At 72.3% G+C, this 13,985-nt stretch carries 13 protein-coding genes; 3 read left to right on the forward strand and 10 right to left on the reverse strand.

The annotated features are described in order from the left end of the window. Window positions 1–9 precede the first annotated feature (9 nt). Window positions 10–741 carry a DNA-methyltransferase gene (locus I3V78_RS00325; RefSeq protein ID WP_204484323.1) on the forward strand — a complete coding sequence of 244 codons (732 nt, stop codon included), beginning with the start codon at window positions 10–12 and terminating at the stop codon, window positions 739–741. Here I3V78_RS00325 and I3V78_RS00330 read toward each other — a convergent pair. The 5 genes from I3V78_RS00330 to I3V78_RS39760 form a co-directional block, all read right to left on the reverse strand. After that, window positions 738–3,188 (reverse strand): hybrid sensor histidine kinase/response regulator, encoded by a 2,451-nt coding sequence (locus tag I3V78_RS00330; RefSeq protein WP_239576234.1) that lies wholly within the window; start codon window positions 3,186–3,188, stop codon window positions 738–740. The two genes, I3V78_RS00325 and I3V78_RS00330, sit on opposite strands and share 4 nt — an antisense overlap. After that, entirely contained in the window at window positions 3,185–3,643 is a 459-nt protein-coding gene (locus I3V78_RS00340; protein ID WP_204484324.1) for a response regulator, read from the reverse strand. The genes I3V78_RS00330 and I3V78_RS00340 overlap by 4 nt, the downstream gene beginning before the upstream one ends. Beyond that, complete coding sequence (locus I3V78_RS00345) at window positions 3,640–6,705, reverse strand: ATP-binding protein (protein ID WP_204484325.1); 3,066 nt, start codon at window positions 6,703–6,705, stop codon at window positions 3,640–3,642. The genes I3V78_RS00340 and I3V78_RS00345 overlap by 4 nt, the downstream gene beginning before the upstream one ends. A 169-nt stretch (window positions 6,706–6,874) precedes the next feature. After that, a complete protein-coding gene (locus tag I3V78_RS00350) occupies window positions 6,875–7,399 on the reverse strand; it encodes a DUF2062 domain-containing protein (RefSeq protein WP_204484326.1) in 525 nt (174 codons plus the stop codon). A gap of 143 nt (window positions 7,400–7,542) precedes the next feature. Beyond that, the gene (locus I3V78_RS39760; RefSeq protein WP_338023433.1) at window positions 7,543–8,763 is read right to left on the reverse strand and encodes a metallophosphoesterase; all 1,221 of its coding nucleotides are present in this window, start codon (window positions 8,761–8,763) and stop codon (window positions 7,543–7,545) included. Between the two features lie 175 nt (window positions 8,764–8,938). Between I3V78_RS39760 and I3V78_RS00360 the strand changes: the two genes are divergently transcribed. Next, window positions 8,939–9,481 (forward strand): hypothetical protein, encoded by a 543-nt coding sequence (locus tag I3V78_RS00360; RefSeq protein ID WP_204484327.1) that lies wholly within the window; start codon window positions 8,939–8,941, stop codon window positions 9,479–9,481. On the opposite strand, the gene I3V78_RS00365 is transcribed toward I3V78_RS00360, so the two are convergent. Beyond that, entirely contained in the window at window positions 9,478–10,149 is a 672-nt protein-coding gene (locus tag I3V78_RS00365) for a TetR/AcrR family transcriptional regulator (RefSeq protein ID WP_204484328.1), read from the reverse strand. The genes I3V78_RS00360 and I3V78_RS00365 overlap by 4 nt on opposite strands. A gap of 103 nt (window positions 10,150–10,252) precedes the next feature. Between I3V78_RS00365 and I3V78_RS00370 the strand changes: the two genes are divergently transcribed. After that, window positions 10,253–11,257, forward strand: a complete 1,005-nt coding sequence (locus tag I3V78_RS00370; protein ID WP_204484329.1) for an aromatic ring-hydroxylating oxygenase subunit alpha — start codon at window positions 10,253–10,255, stop codon at window positions 11,255–11,257. Here I3V78_RS00370 and I3V78_RS00375 read toward each other — a convergent pair. The 4 genes from I3V78_RS00375 to ychF all read right to left on the reverse strand — a co-directional run bounded on the left by I3V78_RS00375 (window position 11,254) and on the right by ychF (window position 13,976). After that, window positions 11,254–11,760, reverse strand: a complete 507-nt coding sequence (locus I3V78_RS00375) for a hypothetical protein (protein ID WP_204484330.1) — start codon at window positions 11,758–11,760, stop codon at window positions 11,254–11,256. The genes I3V78_RS00370 and I3V78_RS00375 overlap by 4 nt on opposite strands. 35 nt (window positions 11,761–11,795) lie before the next feature. Beyond that, entirely contained in the window at window positions 11,796–12,224 is a 429-nt protein-coding gene (locus I3V78_RS00380; protein ID WP_204484331.1) for a hypothetical protein, read from the reverse strand. Next, window positions 12,221–12,775 (reverse strand): hypothetical protein, encoded by a 555-nt coding sequence (locus I3V78_RS00385; RefSeq protein ID WP_204484332.1) that lies wholly within the window; start codon window positions 12,773–12,775, stop codon window positions 12,221–12,223. The genes I3V78_RS00380 and I3V78_RS00385 overlap by 4 nt, the downstream gene beginning before the upstream one ends. Before the next feature lie 91 nt (window positions 12,776–12,866). After that, on the reverse strand, window positions 12,867–13,976 hold the full coding sequence (ychF, locus tag I3V78_RS00390) for a redox-regulated ATPase YchF (RefSeq protein ID WP_204484333.1): 1,110 nt from the start codon (window positions 13,974–13,976) through the stop codon (window positions 12,867–12,869). Window positions 13,977–13,985 lie beyond the last annotated feature (9 nt).

A 13,985-nucleotide genomic window follows, 5' to 3' on the forward strand; every position in this document is an offset into this window, starting at 1 on the left:
CGTGCGCCCATGCCCCACTACCGCCTGACCGATGACGATGCCGTCGACTGGCTCCGCTCCCTGCCCGCGGGCTCGGCGGATCTGGTCATCACGGATCCCGCCTACGAATCGCTTGAGAAGCACCGGGCGGTGGGCACCACCACGCGGCTCAAGCAGGGCAAGGGCTCGAGCAACCCCTGGTTCCCCATCTTCCCCAACACGCGCTTCCCGGCGCTCTTCCAGGCGCTGTGGCGGGTGCTCAAGCGCGACGCGCACCTCTATCTGTTCTGTGACGCGGAGACGATGTTCGTGGCCCGGCCGGTGGCGGAGGCCGCGGGCTTCCGCTTCTGGAAGCCGCTCATCTGGGACAAGCAGCACATCGGCATGGGCTACCACTACCGGGCGCGCTACGAGTGCATCCTCTTCTTCGAGAAGGGCCGGCGGCGGCTGAGCGACCTGGGGGTGGCGGACGTGCTGAGCGTGCCGCGGGTGCACCGGGGCTACCCCACGGAGAAGCCCGTGGCGCTCAGCGAGGTACTCATCCGCCAGAGCAGCGCGCCGGGGGACACGGTGGTGGACCCCTTCATGGGCTCGGGCTCGGTGGGGGTGGCGGCGGCGCGGCTGGGCCGGGACTTCCTCGGCACGGACATCCACCCGCGGGCGCGCGCGCTCACCGAGGAGCGCCTGCGGCTGGCGGGCGCCCTGCCCCAGCTGCCCCAGACCCGGAGCGATGACGACCTGCTCCGGGCCCTGGGCGGCTAGCGGGGCACGCCGGGGCGGCGCCCGACGAGCGACAGCAGCACGGCGAAGAGCTCCGCGGGCTCCACGGGCTTGGGCACGTGGCTGTTGAAGCCGGCCAGCAGCACGCGCGTGCGATCCTCCGCCCGGGCGAAGGCGGTGAGGGCCACGGCGGGCAGCCGGCCCCCGGCGCTCGCGGGCAGCGCGCGCACGCCCTGGATGAGCGCGTAGCCGTCCTCGCCGGGCATACCGATGTCGGACACGAGCAGGTCCGGCGTCACGCGCCGCAGCAGTTCCAGACCCTCGCGCGCGGAGGCCGCCACGTGGACGCTCGCCCCGCGGGAGGTGAGCAGCGTGCGCAAGAGCTCGCGCGTGTCCTCCTCGTCCTCCACCACGAGGATGCGCAGGCCCTCGAGCGAGGGCGCGCCGGTGTCCGGCGGCGGGGGCACGGGCGCGGGGGTGACGGCGCCCTGGGACGGGCCGCTCCGCCGGGACAGGGTGGCCAGGGGCAGCCGCACCCAGAAGCACGCGCCCTGGCCCAGGCCCGCGCTCTCCACGCCCACCGTGCCCCCGTGCATCTCCACCAGGTGGCGCACGATGGACAGGCCCAGGCCGAGCCCGCCAAAGCGCCGCGTGCTGCCGCCCTCCGCCTGGCGGAAGCGCTCGAAGACGTGGGGGAGGAAGTCCGGGGAGATGCCCTGGCCGGTGTCCTGGACGAAGAGCGTGAGGGTGGTGTCGTCACGCTCCAGCCACACCTCCACGGCGCCCTCGGGCGGGGTGAACTTCACGGCGTTGGACAAGAGGTTCCACACCACCTGCTGCAGCCGGTGCGGATCGCCCATCACCCGTCCGCTGGCGTCCAGCGCGCAGCGGATTCGCAGGGCGCGCGCCTGGGCCGCCGGCCGCACCGTCTCGAGCGCCTGCTCCACCACGACCGACAGGTCCACGCGCTCCTGATCCAGCTTGAGGTTGCCCGCCATGATGCGGCTCACGTCGAGCAGGTCCTCGATGAGCTGGGCCTGGGCCCGGGCGTTGCGCTCCACCGTCTCCAGGGCGCGCGCGCTCTTGTCCGCGGGCAGGCCGCCCGCGCGCAAGAGGCCCACCCAGCCGAGCATGGCCGTGAGCGGCGTGCGCAGCTCGTGGCTCACCGTGGCGAGGAACTCGTCCTTGAGGCGGTTGGCCTCCTCGGCGGTGGTGCGCGCGGCCTTCTCGCGCTCGAACAGGCGCGCCGTCTCCTCCTGGGCGCGCAGGCGCTCCACGCCCAGGGCGATGCTGTCCGCGGCGTGCCGCAGCACCTCGGCGGTGCCCGCGAGCGGCTCGCCCCGGGACACCACCGCCACCACGCCCACGCACCGGTCGCCCGCCAGCAGCGGATGGCCCAGGAAGCGCTCCGCCCCGGACAGCGACGCCACGAGCGGCTCGCGCGAGCGCGCCACCCGCTCCACCCACTCCACGTCCAGCGCCCCCTCGCTCCGCGGCCCCGCGCTGGCCCCGGGCACGGGCACCTGGGCGCCCTCCTCCAGGAGCCACACCCGGGCGAGCGGCACCTCGAGGAAGCGCACCAGGGCCTCGGCGCACCGCGCGAGCATGTCCGCCCGGTCCCGTCCGCGCGTGAGGGCCAGGCCCACGCTGGCCATCAGGCCGCTGAAGCGCGCCTGGCGCGCGAGCACCTCCTGAGCCTCCTGGTGCGCGGAGATGTCCTGCATGGCGCCCACCATGCGCACCGGCCGGCCCGCGGCGTCGAGCGCCACCTGGCCCCGGTCCACCACGGGCGTGTAGCTCCCGTCCCGGCACCGGAAGCGGTAGCGCGCGCCCCAGCGCGGCCCGCCGTCGGCGACCACGGCCCGGAGCTCGCGCACCACGCGCTCGCGATCCTCGGGGTGGATGCGCTCGAACCACCAGGCGGTGTCCGCCCCGACGTCCTCCACCCCGTAGCCGTAGGTGGCGCGCAAGGCGTCGTTCCAGGTGACGCGCTGGGTGAGCAAGTCCCAGTCCCAGATGGCGTCCGAGGTGGCGAGCGTGGCCAGGCGGTAGCGCTCCTCGGACTGGCGCAGGGCGCGCTCGGCCCGGGCGCGCTCGGCGGCGCCGTGGGCCTCGCGCAGGGCGCGCTCGATGCAGGGCACCAGGCGCTCGAGCCGGTCCTTGAGCACGTAGTCGGTGGCGCCGCGCTTGAGCAGCTCGATGGCGGTGTCCTCGCCCAGCGCGCCGGAGACGAAGAGAAAGGGCGTCTCCGGGTGGGACGCGCGCGCGGTGGCGAGCGCCTCGCCGCCGCCGAAGCCCGGCACGTGGTAGTCGCAGAGGATGACGTCGAAGGGCCGCCCCGCGAGCGCCGAGGTGAAGTCCTCCCGGGTGTCCACCCGCTCGAGCGCCACGCGCAGGCCCCCGTCCTCCAGGCATGCCTGGAGCAGCTCGGCGTCCAGGGCACTGTCTTCCAAGAGCAGCGCGGAGAGCACCCGCTCCGTCCCGCTCATCCGCCGCCCTTGCGCACCGTGCCCGGAGGCGGCTGGTTGAGGATGGCCCAGAACAGGCCCAGCTCCCGCAGCGCCGAGGAGAAGGCGTCGAAGCCCACGGGCTTGACCACGTACGCGTTGACGCCCAGGGAGTAGGCGCGCGCGAGGTCCGGCTCCTCGCGCGAGGACGTGAGCATCACCACGGGAATCTGCCGCAGGTCCGGGTCGCCCTTGAGCTGGGCGAGCACCTCGAGCCCGTTGAGCTTGGGCAGCTTCAGGTCCAGGAGCACCACCGCGGGGTGGCCCGGGACGCGCTCGCCATGCGTGCCCCGGCGGTAGAGGTAGTCGAGGGCCTGCTGCCCATCGGTCACCACGTCCACCTCGTTGGCGAGGTGGGTCTCCTCGAGCGCGGCCAGGGTGAGCTGCACGTCGTTGTCACTGTCCTCGACGAGGAGGATTCGCTTGAGTTCACTCATGGCTGGGAGCCCTCTGGCGCGAGCGCCCGGGGAAGGGTGAAGTGGAAGCTGGCGCCCTGGTCCACCGCGCCCTCGGCCCAGACGCGGCCGCCATGGCGGGTGATGATGCGCCGCACGTTGGCCAGGCCGATGCCCGTGCCCTCGAACTGCTCGGTGGTGTGCAGCCGCTGGAAGACGCCGAAGAGCTTGTCCACGTACTGCATCTCGAAGCCCACGCCGTTGTCGCGCACGTGCACCCGCACCTCGTCGGCGCCCTGCTCGGCGGAGATGTCGATGTGGGCCTCGGCGCGCGGCCGGGTGTACTTCACCGCGTTGGCCAGGAGGTTGCGCAGCGCCATGCGCAGGAGCGCCGCGTCCGCGTACACGGCGGGCAGGGACGCCACGCGCCAGTGGATGCGCCGCCCCTCGGCGTCCGGCCCCAGGTCCGAGCGCACCTCGTCCACCAGCCGGCCCAGGTCCACCCGGCCGCGCTTGAGCTCCGCGCGGCCCAGGCGGCTGAAGGCGAGCAGGTCATCCACGAGCTGGCCGCCGCGCTGCGCCGCCTCCGCGATGGTGCGCAGGTGGCGCTGGGACTTGTCGTCCAGGGAGCCCCGGCTGCTCTTGGCCAACAGCTCCGCGAAGCCGAGGATGTGCCGCAGGGGCGCGCGCAGGTCGTGGCTCACCGAGTAGCTGAAGCTCTCCAGCTCGCGGTTGGACTCCAGGAGCTGGGCGGTGCGCTCGACGACCTTGCGCTCCAGCTCGGCGTCCAGCTCCGCGCGCAGCCGATGGATTTCCAGGCGCGCCCCCACCCGCGCCAGCAGCTCGCGCGCGGAGAAGGGCTTGACGAGGTAGTCGTCCGCGCCCGCGTTCATGCCCTCCACGTGGGACTCCTCGCCCGCGCGCGCCGACAACAGGATGACGGGGATGAGCCGCGTGCCCGGGTCCTCCTTGAGCGCGCGCAAGAGCCCGAAGCCATCCAGCCGGGGCATCATCACGTCCGAGAGCACGAGCTCCGGAGGCTCGCGGTGCACGGCCTCCAGCGCCGCCTGGCCATCGGCCACCGCCTCCACGCGCCACGTGGCGCCGAGCAGTCGGGTGACGTACTCGCGCATGTCCGCGTTGTCGTCCGCGAGCACGATGCGCGCGCCCGCGGTGGGGTGCACGCGGGACGGGGTGGCCGCCGCGGCGGCGGACGGGGCCGACGCCGGGGTGGACGCCGGAGCCGCCCTTGGCGTGTCCCCTGGAGCGTCCACCCAGCGCATCGCCTCCTCCACGTAGGCCCGGGAGCCCGAGGCGCCGCGCGGACGGGGCGCGCCCAGCCGCTCGGCGGGCAGGTGCGCGTGGCCCCGCGGCAGCGTCAGGAAGAAGGTGGTGCCCTCGCCCGGCTGGCTCTCGGCGCGCACCGTGCCGCCGTGCAGCGCCACCAACTCGCGCACCAGGGCCAGCCCGATGCCGCTGCCCTCGTGGGTGCGCGAGCGCGAGCCGTGCACGCGGTGGAAGCGGTCGAAGATGCGCGGCAGCTCGTCCGGGGGGATGCCCGTGCCGGTGTCGCGCACGCCCAGCTCCACGTGGGTGGCGTCCACCGCGCGCAGCGTGACGGCGATCTCCCCCACGAAGGTGAACTTGAGCGCGTTGGACAGCAGGTTGAGGACGATCTTCTCCCACATGTCCGCGTCCACGTAGACGGGCTCGGGCAGGGGCTCGCACTCCACGCGCAGCCGCAGCCCCGCGCGCTCCACCGCGGAGCGGAACGTGCTGGCCAGCTCGCGCGTGAGCACGGCCAGGTCCGTGGGCACGAAGGCCGCCTCGACCCGCCCCGCCTCCAGGCGGCTGAAGTCCAGCAGCGCGTTGACGAGCTTGAGCAGGCGCAGGGCGTTGCGGTGCACGGTCTCCAGCGACTCCCCGGTGAGCGCGGGCTCGGGGGCCGCGAGCGCGTCCTCGGTGGGGCCGAGCATGAGCGTGAGGGGCGTGCGGAACTCGTGGCTCACGTTGGAGAAGAAGGCCGTCTTGGAGCGGTCCAGCTCGGCGAGCGCCTCGGCGCGCCGACGCTCCACCTCGAAGGACTCGGCGATGGACAGCACCCGGGCCACCTGGGCCGCGGCCCGCTCGGCGAACTGCACGTAGCCCTCGTCCACCGCCCGGCGTGGACTGAGCCCCAGGCACAGGAAGCCCGAGGCCCGCTCCCCCGAGCCCACCAGGATGGGCACCACCAGCGCCGCGTGGGCGGGCTCCGGCCACGGGCCCCCCGGGGGCTCGAAGCCCCAGCGCTCGCGCAGGGCCGACACCCGCACCACCCCGCCCGTCGCGCGGGCCTCCGCGAGCGGCCAGGGCGCCTGGGCCCCCGGCTCCAGCGACACGCGGGCGGCCAGGGCGGGGCTCTCCGGGGGCAGCCCCGCCGAGGCGGTGAGCCGCGCCTCCCGCCCCGCCTCGTCCACGAGGTAGAAGGCGCAGAAGGGCACGTCCAGCGTCGCCGAGCCCAGGGTGTGGGCCGCCAGCAGACACACCTCCTGGGGCGTGCGCGCCGGGGCCGTGCGCTCCGCCAGCTCGCGCAGCACCTGGGTGCGCCGCTCGTTGAGGACGCGGTAGGTGGTCTCCATCACCGCGTTGAAGATGCCCTCCACCCGGCCCCCCGCCCCGCGGATGGGGCTCAGGGTGTAGTTGAAGTAGCACTCCTCCGTGTACCCATGGCGGCGCATGAGCAGGAGGAAGTCCTCCTTGTAGGTGACCTCGCCCACCTCCAGCACCCGGGCGAACTGCTGGCCCACGCTGTCCCAGATCTCCGGCCACACCTCCGCGCCGGCACGCCCCAGGGCCCACGGGTGCTTGCCTCCGGCGATGGGGGCATAGCCCTCGTTGTAGATCATCACCAGGTCCGGCCCCCAGTAGAGGGCGATGGGAAAGCCGGACCCCAGACAGATGCTGACGGCGGCGCGCAGACTCGCGGACCAGGTGCTCACGGGCCCCAGGCGCGACTGGGACCAATCGACGGAGCGCAGCAGCGCACCCACCGCGCCGCCCCCCATCAGCACCCCTTCCACGTCCTCGGAAGGAGCGGGAGGAGCGGCGCTCGTCGGCTTCGTCATGAAGGATTCCTCACGGAGGGACCCTAACGTGGAACGGGCGGAATCCGGTGGAGGGATCTCGCCCTCCGCCCCCCGCCGGGCCGGTTCCCTTCATGTCCCGTGAAAAGTTTCCACCCCCCGACCCCTCACTGCCCGTCGCTGGACGCGCCCGCGAGGAGGACCGGAGGCCTCAGGTGCTCGCGACGAGCGTCGCGGGACGCACCCGGCGTGCGCGGCGCTCCTGCCGGCGGGCGTGCTGCCGCGACACCATGCCGTAGGTGATGCGGTAGCCCAGCCACGCGACGGGCACGCCCAGCAGCACGGCGCCCACGATGAGGCTCGTCACCACCGAGAGCGCCTCGGGACCGGACAGCGCGGCCAGATCCAACCCCCCCGCGTCACGCGCCGTGGCGGAGGGGGACGCGGGCAGCAGCCAGCGCGCGAACGGACGGCCCACGACGTAGCACAGGCCGTAGAGCGGCGCGGCGGTGAGCGGATTGGTGAGCCACACGCCCGCGGCGGCGGCGACCCGAGACAGGTGCAGGTGGGCGAGCCGCCGCAGCACCTCGGCGAGCAGCAGCGCCAGCGGCAATTGCAGACCCAGCACGGGCAGCAGCGCGACGAACAACCCGAGCGCCATGCCCCCGGCGATCTCCGACGGGGCGCCCGCGCCCCGCATCAGCCGCACCCGAACCCGGCGCAGCTTCCTCTTCACGTGCTTCCACCACGACAACACGGTCCACCACTTTTCTTCGCGTCGGGCGGCGCCGACGCTGGCGTCACATTAACGCGGCGCCCGGGATTTCGCAGGCCCCCTTCACGGGCGCCTGGCAGTGGCGCTTCCAGCGACGAGGGCTCCTAGTTCTTGGAGGACGAAGCACCCGGCGACGCACGGACGAGCGTCAACTCGGCGATCTCCGGCGAGGGCCCCAGGCGCAGCGGCGGGCCCCAGTAGCCGGTGCCCCGGTGGGTGTAGACGCGCACCCCGGCCACGGTGGCCAGTCCCTGGATGACGGGCTGCTGCAGCTTCACGAAGGCCATGAAGGGAAAGAGCTGGCCGCCATGGGTGTGACCGGACAGCTGCAGATCCACGCCCAGGCCGCCCGCGCGCAGGGCCACGCGGGGCTGGTGCGCGAGCAGCAGCCGGGGAACCCCCTCGGGTGCCCCCGCGAGCGCCACGTCCGGCCGGCAGGCGTGCTCCGCGTCCATGCGCCCGCCCTCCAGGTCCGGCACGCCCGCCACCGTGAGCCGCGCCCCGCCACGCTCCACCACCCGGTGGCTGTTGTGCAGCACGGTGAGCCCCAGCCGGGCCACCTCGGCGCTCCAGGCCGCGCCCCCGTGGTAGTACTCGTGGTTGCCGGTGACGTAGTAGACGCCCAGCGGGGCCTCGAGGTCCGCGAGCGGCGCCACCTCGTCGCGCAGCCGCGCGACACTCCCGTCCACCAGGTCCCCCGTCACCGCCACCAGGTCCGGCTGCAGCGCGTTGACCTGCGCCACCACCCGCCGCATGAAGCGCCGGTCCAGGGTGGGGCCAATGTGGATGTCGGACAACTGCACCACCCGCAGGCCGCTCAGCCCCTCGCCCAGGCCCACCACGGGCACCGTCACCCGCTCCACCCGGGCCGGGGCGCGCGCCGTGCGAAAGGCGATGGCGAGCGCCGGCACCACCACGCCCACCACCGCCAGCGCCTCGAGCCGGGCCCAGGCCACCCCCTCGGGCGCCGTGCCGGTCAGGTGCCACACCCACCCCACGACGTCCCCCGCGGCCGTGGCCACGAGCAGCAGGCCGAACGCGCCCATCCAGAGCATGCCGCCCCAGTGCAGCACCTGCTCGACCCAGGAGGAGCGCATGCGCGTGGACGCCATGGCCGCCGGCAGGGAGAAGAAGCCCAGGGCCAGGGCCGTCCAGCCGAGGGCCCCCCAGGGCGCGGGCAGCGCGGGGGCCGCGATGAGCCGCAGTCCGAGGTACACGTGCAACCCCGCCACGAGGCCCAGCATGACCAGCAGCATCAGCAGCATCGTCCCGGGGACCGGGGGGGCCTGGGTGCGCGCGGCGGGAGAGGGGGATGAGGCCTGCACGGCGGGGCTCCTCGCGCGGCGGGGCGCGGCGATGGCGGGGTGGACGCGGGGACATAACAGCCCCCGCGAGTGCTCGCCCGCTCTCCGGAGTCTCCGCCGCACGCCAGGCGTCCGGCCGAATGCGCGGACACCGCCACCCCCTCGCCTTATCTTTCCTCACATGACGCCATCCAATGTGAAGCGAACCGTCCGTCGGGCCCTCACGCTGGCGGCCGTGCTCGCGCTGGGGACGGCCACCGCGAAGGACGAGGAGCGGCCCTACCTCTTCCTGCGCACGCCGCAGAACGCCTTCACCGTGCAGGTGACGGGCAAGGACATCACCAGCGCCGACTTCCAGCTGTCCCATGACGGCAAGAGCCTGCGCGGCCGGGCGTTCGACCAGGTGGTCTTCCTGTCGCTCGGCGAGGACACGGTGGGCGGGACCGTGGGCAGTCAGCTCGCCCGGCTCCGTCTCCAGGACAAGGACGGCACCACGCAGGTGAAGGGCAACTTCATGGGCAGCCTCGTGGACTTCAGCGTGGGTCCCCAGGGGCTCACCGGGGTGCTCGGCCGGTGCGGCTACGAGTTGAAGGCCCACGCGAACGGGCTCTACGAGGGCTCGCGCAGCTGCGGCGGCATCCCCCAGCGGCCCGTCCTCCTCAGCATCCCGGAGAACCTCACCCAGCAGGGCACGCCCCTGACGGTGGCGACGCTGGCGATGCTCTTGGGCAACGTCTAGCCCGGCGGAGTGGCCGCGTGTGCCCGGAGGAAGGTGTCCAGGTGATCCTCCAGGAAGCGCTCCACGTCCAGGGGCCGGCTGCTCGCCCCGGACAGTTGCACCTGGTGCAGGAGCCCCAGGACCACGGGGCTCACCAGCTCCAGCGCGGCGTGGCGCACGTCACAGCGGCGCAGCTCGCCCTCCGCGATATGGCGTGACAGCCGTGCCTCGGCGGCCTGGAGCGTGGGCTCCAACAACTCCTGGAGGTACACCGGCCCCAGCGTGGCGTGGCCCACCCCCGCGGTGAGCCCGAAGGCGTGCACCTCCCCCACGGCGCCCTCGCGCCAGCCCTTGGCGAAGGCGCGCAGGAACCACTGGAGGGACTCGCGCACCGGCCCGCGCGCCCCGGTGGCCACGGACAGCAGGTGGGGCAGCCCCCGGCGGTGCATGTCCGCCATCATCTCGGCCATGAGCGCCTCGCGCGAGCCGAAGTAGTGGCGCAGCGTGGCCACGCTCACCCCCGCCACCTCGGCGAGCTCCCGGAAGCTCGCCTGCGCCCCATCCCGCGCGAGCAGCCGCTGCCGCACGGCCGTCAGGAGCCGTTCGCGCTCCTGGGCGTAGTCCGCGTTGCGACTTCCCTTCACCCGGGCCATGCCCGCTGGATAGCCCGGATGAATGAGGAAATCCAACGATCGGACCAGGCCCCCTCCCCGCCCGGACACGGTTGACTTGAAATTGAATAGACCACGTTGGATATTCTATGGGGACTTGGTCCCCGGCGGGAGGAACACGATGCGCGACGGCTTCACCCAGGAGGGTTTCGCGGAGGTCTGGACACCCGTGGCCATGTCGCGGGAGGTGGGGCGGGCGCCGTATGGGCTGACGCTGGCGGGCGAGCGCCTGGTGCTGTTCCGCGATGCGAAGGGCACGCTCGCGGCGCTGAGGGACCAGTGCCCGCACCGGGGCGTGAAGCTGTCACTCGGCAAGGTGGGCGCGGACGGGTGCCTGGAGTGTCCCTTCCACGGGTGGCGCTTCGCCGCGGACGGCCAGTGCGCGCACATCCCGCTCAACCCCATGCCCGAGGAGAAGCGGCAGCGCTTCGCGGCCACGGCGTTCCCGGTGCGCGAGCGCGGAGGCCTCGTGTGGCTGTACACGCGTCCGGGCGCCGAGGCCCCCGACGAGCCCCATGTCCCCGAGGCCCTGGAGAAACCCGGGGTGCACGTGTGGCTGTACGCGGAGACGTGGAACGCGCACTGGACGCGGGCCATGGAGAACATGCTCGACTCGCCGCACCTGCCCTTCGTGCACCGGCGCACCATCGGTGGCGCCCTGCGCCGGCGGATGAAGCCGGACTCGCGCATGGACGTGGAGGTGGAGCCCACGCCCACGGGCTTCCGCACGTACGCGAGCCTGGATGGGGAGAAGCCCCAGGGCTTCCTCGACTGGCTGCGGCCCAACGGCATGCGGCTGAACATCCCCATTCCCGGGCGGCTCATGCAGTTGCACATGTGGTGCGTGCCGGTGGACGCGACGCACGTGCGGATGATGCTCGCGAGCGCGCGGGACTTCGTGCGCACGCAGCCCCTGGCGGCGCTGGTGGACCGCTACAACACCCGCATCCTGCGCGAGGACAAGGCGGTGGTGGAGTCGAGCCAGCCCCTGGAGGCGCCCCCCGTGTCCGAGGAGCGCAGCGTGGCAACGGATCGGGCCACCCTCGCCTTCCGCCGCTGGTACCTGGAGAGGAAGAAGCACGGCGGCGACGTGGCGGCCGAGGCGGCGCCCTCGCTCGCCAGCTAGCGGGCCTTGGACGACGTCAGCGAGGCGAGGGCGGCGCGGTTCCAGGGTTGGAAGAAGGGCTCGCGCAGGAGCCTGGCGAGCGAGGCCTTGTCCACGCACAGCAGTTGCAGGGCGTCGTTCCACTCGCCGAGCACGGCGATGGCGCGCACGTCGGCGGCGGCGCGGTAGAGGTCATTGAGGTTGTGCACGAAGGCGGCGAGGTCCTCCACCTCCCAGCGCTCGGACACGTCGCCAGCGAGGATGTGCAATTCCAGGACGGGGCGCTCGCGCACGTCGAGCAGCTTGAAGCGCCGGGCGGCGCCGCCCATGGCGAGGGTGAGCGGGCCCACGAGTTCGTCGGCGCGCACGCCGAAGGACGCGGTGAGGCCGCCCACGAGCAGGCCCGCGTCGGCGAGCCGGAGCAGCGCGAGGTGGGGGAGGTCCTCGGGGCGCAAGCGCTCGCGCGCGTCCTCGGAGTCCTTGAGGAGGCGCAGCCGGGCGAGCGAGTCCAGGAGGGAAGCCATGACACGCGCGAGTCTATCTCGCGCCCGCGCGCCCGCTACGTGGGCCCGTTCTGACCATTCCGAGCTCCGCGCGATGGGGCCGCGCGATTCAACGCCACGTACTCAGACACGAAATCGAGGAACTTGCGCGCGGCCTGTTCATGATCGCCCTGGCAGTCCCGCAGGTATTTGACGTGCCAGCCCTCCTCGGGAAGCTCATGTTTGATGTCCCGGAGCCAGTCCAGGAAGTCCATCCAATCCTCGTCCTGACCGGCGTTGAAGCGGGCGTTGAATTGACTGTTGGCGGCCCAGCCATTGGTGAACACGAAGAGCGACTCGACCGTCTCCGCGCCCGTCGTGAACCAGAGCCCACGGCCCAGGCTCAATTGATGCCGCACGTAACAAAGCGCATCGAGGAGTCCGACCCTGCGCCCTTCCCACTCCGCGGGAAGGGGTTCCTGCCTGACGACGATCTTCTCGTTCATGGCTCGCTCACCGCCTCATAGGCGATCCGGCTCGTCGGGTGCACGACCAGTCGGTTCATGTATTCCTGGAGGGGTAGACCCACCAGACCCGTATAGGCATCGACGATCCGCCCCTCCCATTGCACGGCGACATGCCGACCCGTCACCGCGAGTTGGTGGGTGCGAATCCGCTCACCATTCGCCAGCTCATCGAAGCCGAGCAGCTTGTAACGACCTTCGACTGTCAACCGGAGGTAGGTCGGCTTCTCGCCCAATTGGCGCAAACCCTCATGAATGAGTCTGGCGGTGCTGACGCACTCGCCCGCGCGTCGGCTCGCCGCAGTGAAGGCATTCTGGAAGGACACCAACCATGCCGGCACCCGTCCGATGTCTCGAAGCAGCAGGTACTGGTCGACGACGCACGACATGTCGCCCAGACGAAGACAGGCTTTCAGCCGTGCCCGGATGGAGTCGTCGCCCAGAGACGGAGGCGACGAGAGAACGAGGGAGGACACACCCGGAAGGGGTGAAGCGCTCACCCACAACGCCAGCAGCAGTGACGAAAAGCGCATGCATGACTCCGAAACGACCGAGGGTGCCGGGAGCCGTCAGACCGGCCCACCTGGCACCCTCGAGTCCTGCTGCCCCGACAAGGGCGAGGCGCTACACGTTGAAGCGGAAGTGCATGCAGTCGCCGTCCTGCACCACGTACTCCTTGCCTTCCACGCGCAAGAGGCCCTTCTCCTTCACCGCCGACTCGCTGCCCAGCTTGATGAGGTCTTCCCAGCGCATGACCTCGGCCTTGATGAAGCCGCGCTCGAAGTCCGAGTGGATGACGCCCGCCGCCTGCGGGGCCTTGTCACCCTTGTGGATGGTCCACGCCCGGCACTCCTGCTCGCCCACGGTGAAGTACGTCTGCAGGCCCAGGAGCTTGTAGCCCTCGCGCACCACCTTGCTCAGGCCCGGCTCGGTGAGCCCCGCGCTCTCCAGGAAGCCCGGACGCTCCTCCTCGGGTAGCTGCTGGATCTCCGACTCCATGGCCGCGGCGAGCACCACCACGCCCGCGCCTTCCTTGGCGGCCATGTCGCGCACCTGCTGCACGAACGGGTCCCCGTCCTCCTTGCCGATCTGCTTCTCGCCGATGTTGGCCACGTACAGCACGGGCTTGTCGGTGAGCAGGAACAGGTCGCGGATGACGGCGCGCTCGTCGTCGGTGAGCTTCTGCGCGCGCACCGTGGTGCCCGCGTCCAGGGCCGCCTTGATGCGGTCGAGCAGGGCCACCTCGGCCTTCGCGTCCTCGGCGGCCTTGCCGCCCACCTTGGTGTTCTTCGAGGTGCGGTCGCGGCGCTTCTCCACGGTCTCCATGTCCTTGAGACACAGCTCCGTGTCCACCACGTCCCGGTCGCGCACCGGGTTCACGCCGCCCTCCACGTGGGTGACGTTGTCGTCCTCGAAGCAGCGCAGCACGTGCAGCACCGCGTCCACCTGGCGGATGTTGGCGAGGAACTGGTTGCCCAGGCCCTCGCCCTTGGAGGCGCCGCGCACGAGGCCGGCGATGTCCACGAACTCCAGGGACGTGGGGATCTTCTTGAGGGGCTTCACCAGGGCGGTCAGCTTGTCGAGCCGCTCGTCCGGCACCGGCACCACGCCCACGTTCGGCTCAATGGTGCAGAAGGGGTAGTTGGCCGCCTGGGCCCCCGCCGCAGAGACCGCGTTGAACAGGGTGGACTTGCCCACGTTGGGCAGACCGACGATGCCGATGGAAAGCGCCATGGTGCGGTT

This window comes from Archangium primigenium (assembly GCF_016904885.1).
Taxonomy (GTDB): Bacteria; Myxococcota; Myxococcia; order Myxococcales; family Myxococcaceae; genus Cystobacter; species Cystobacter primigenius.

Coding starts and splice junctions, on each gene's coding strand:
- I3V78_RS00325 (WP_204484323.1), top strand. CDS start 10: ATGCCCCACTACCGCCTGACCGATGACGATGCCGTCGACTGGCTCCGC.
- I3V78_RS00330 (WP_239576234.1), bottom strand. CDS start 3,188: ATGAGCGGGACGGAGCGGGTGCTCTCCGCGCTGCTCTTGGAAGACAGT.
- I3V78_RS00340 (WP_204484324.1), bottom strand. CDS start 3,643: ATGAGTGAACTCAAGCGAATCCTCCTCGTCGAGGACAGTGACAACGAC.
- I3V78_RS00345 (WP_204484325.1), bottom strand. CDS start 6,705: ATGACGAAGCCGACGAGCGCCGCTCCTCCCGCTCCTTCCGAGGACGTG.
- I3V78_RS00370 (WP_204484329.1), top strand. CDS start 10,253: ATGCGCGACGGCTTCACCCAGGAGGGTTTCGCGGAGGTCTGGACACCC.
- I3V78_RS00375 (WP_204484330.1), bottom strand. CDS start 11,760: ATGGCTTCCCTCCTGGACTCGCTCGCCCGGCTGCGCCTCCTCAAGGAC.
- I3V78_RS00380 (WP_204484331.1), bottom strand. CDS start 12,224: ATGAACGAGAAGATCGTCGTCAGGCAGGAACCCCTTCCCGCGGAGTGG.
- I3V78_RS00385 (WP_204484332.1), bottom strand. CDS start 12,775: ATGCGCTTTTCGTCACTGCTGCTGGCGTTGTGGGTGAGCGCTTCACCC.
- ychF (WP_204484333.1), bottom strand. CDS start 13,976: ATGGCGCTTTCCATCGGCATCGTCGGTCTGCCCAACGTGGGCAAGTCC.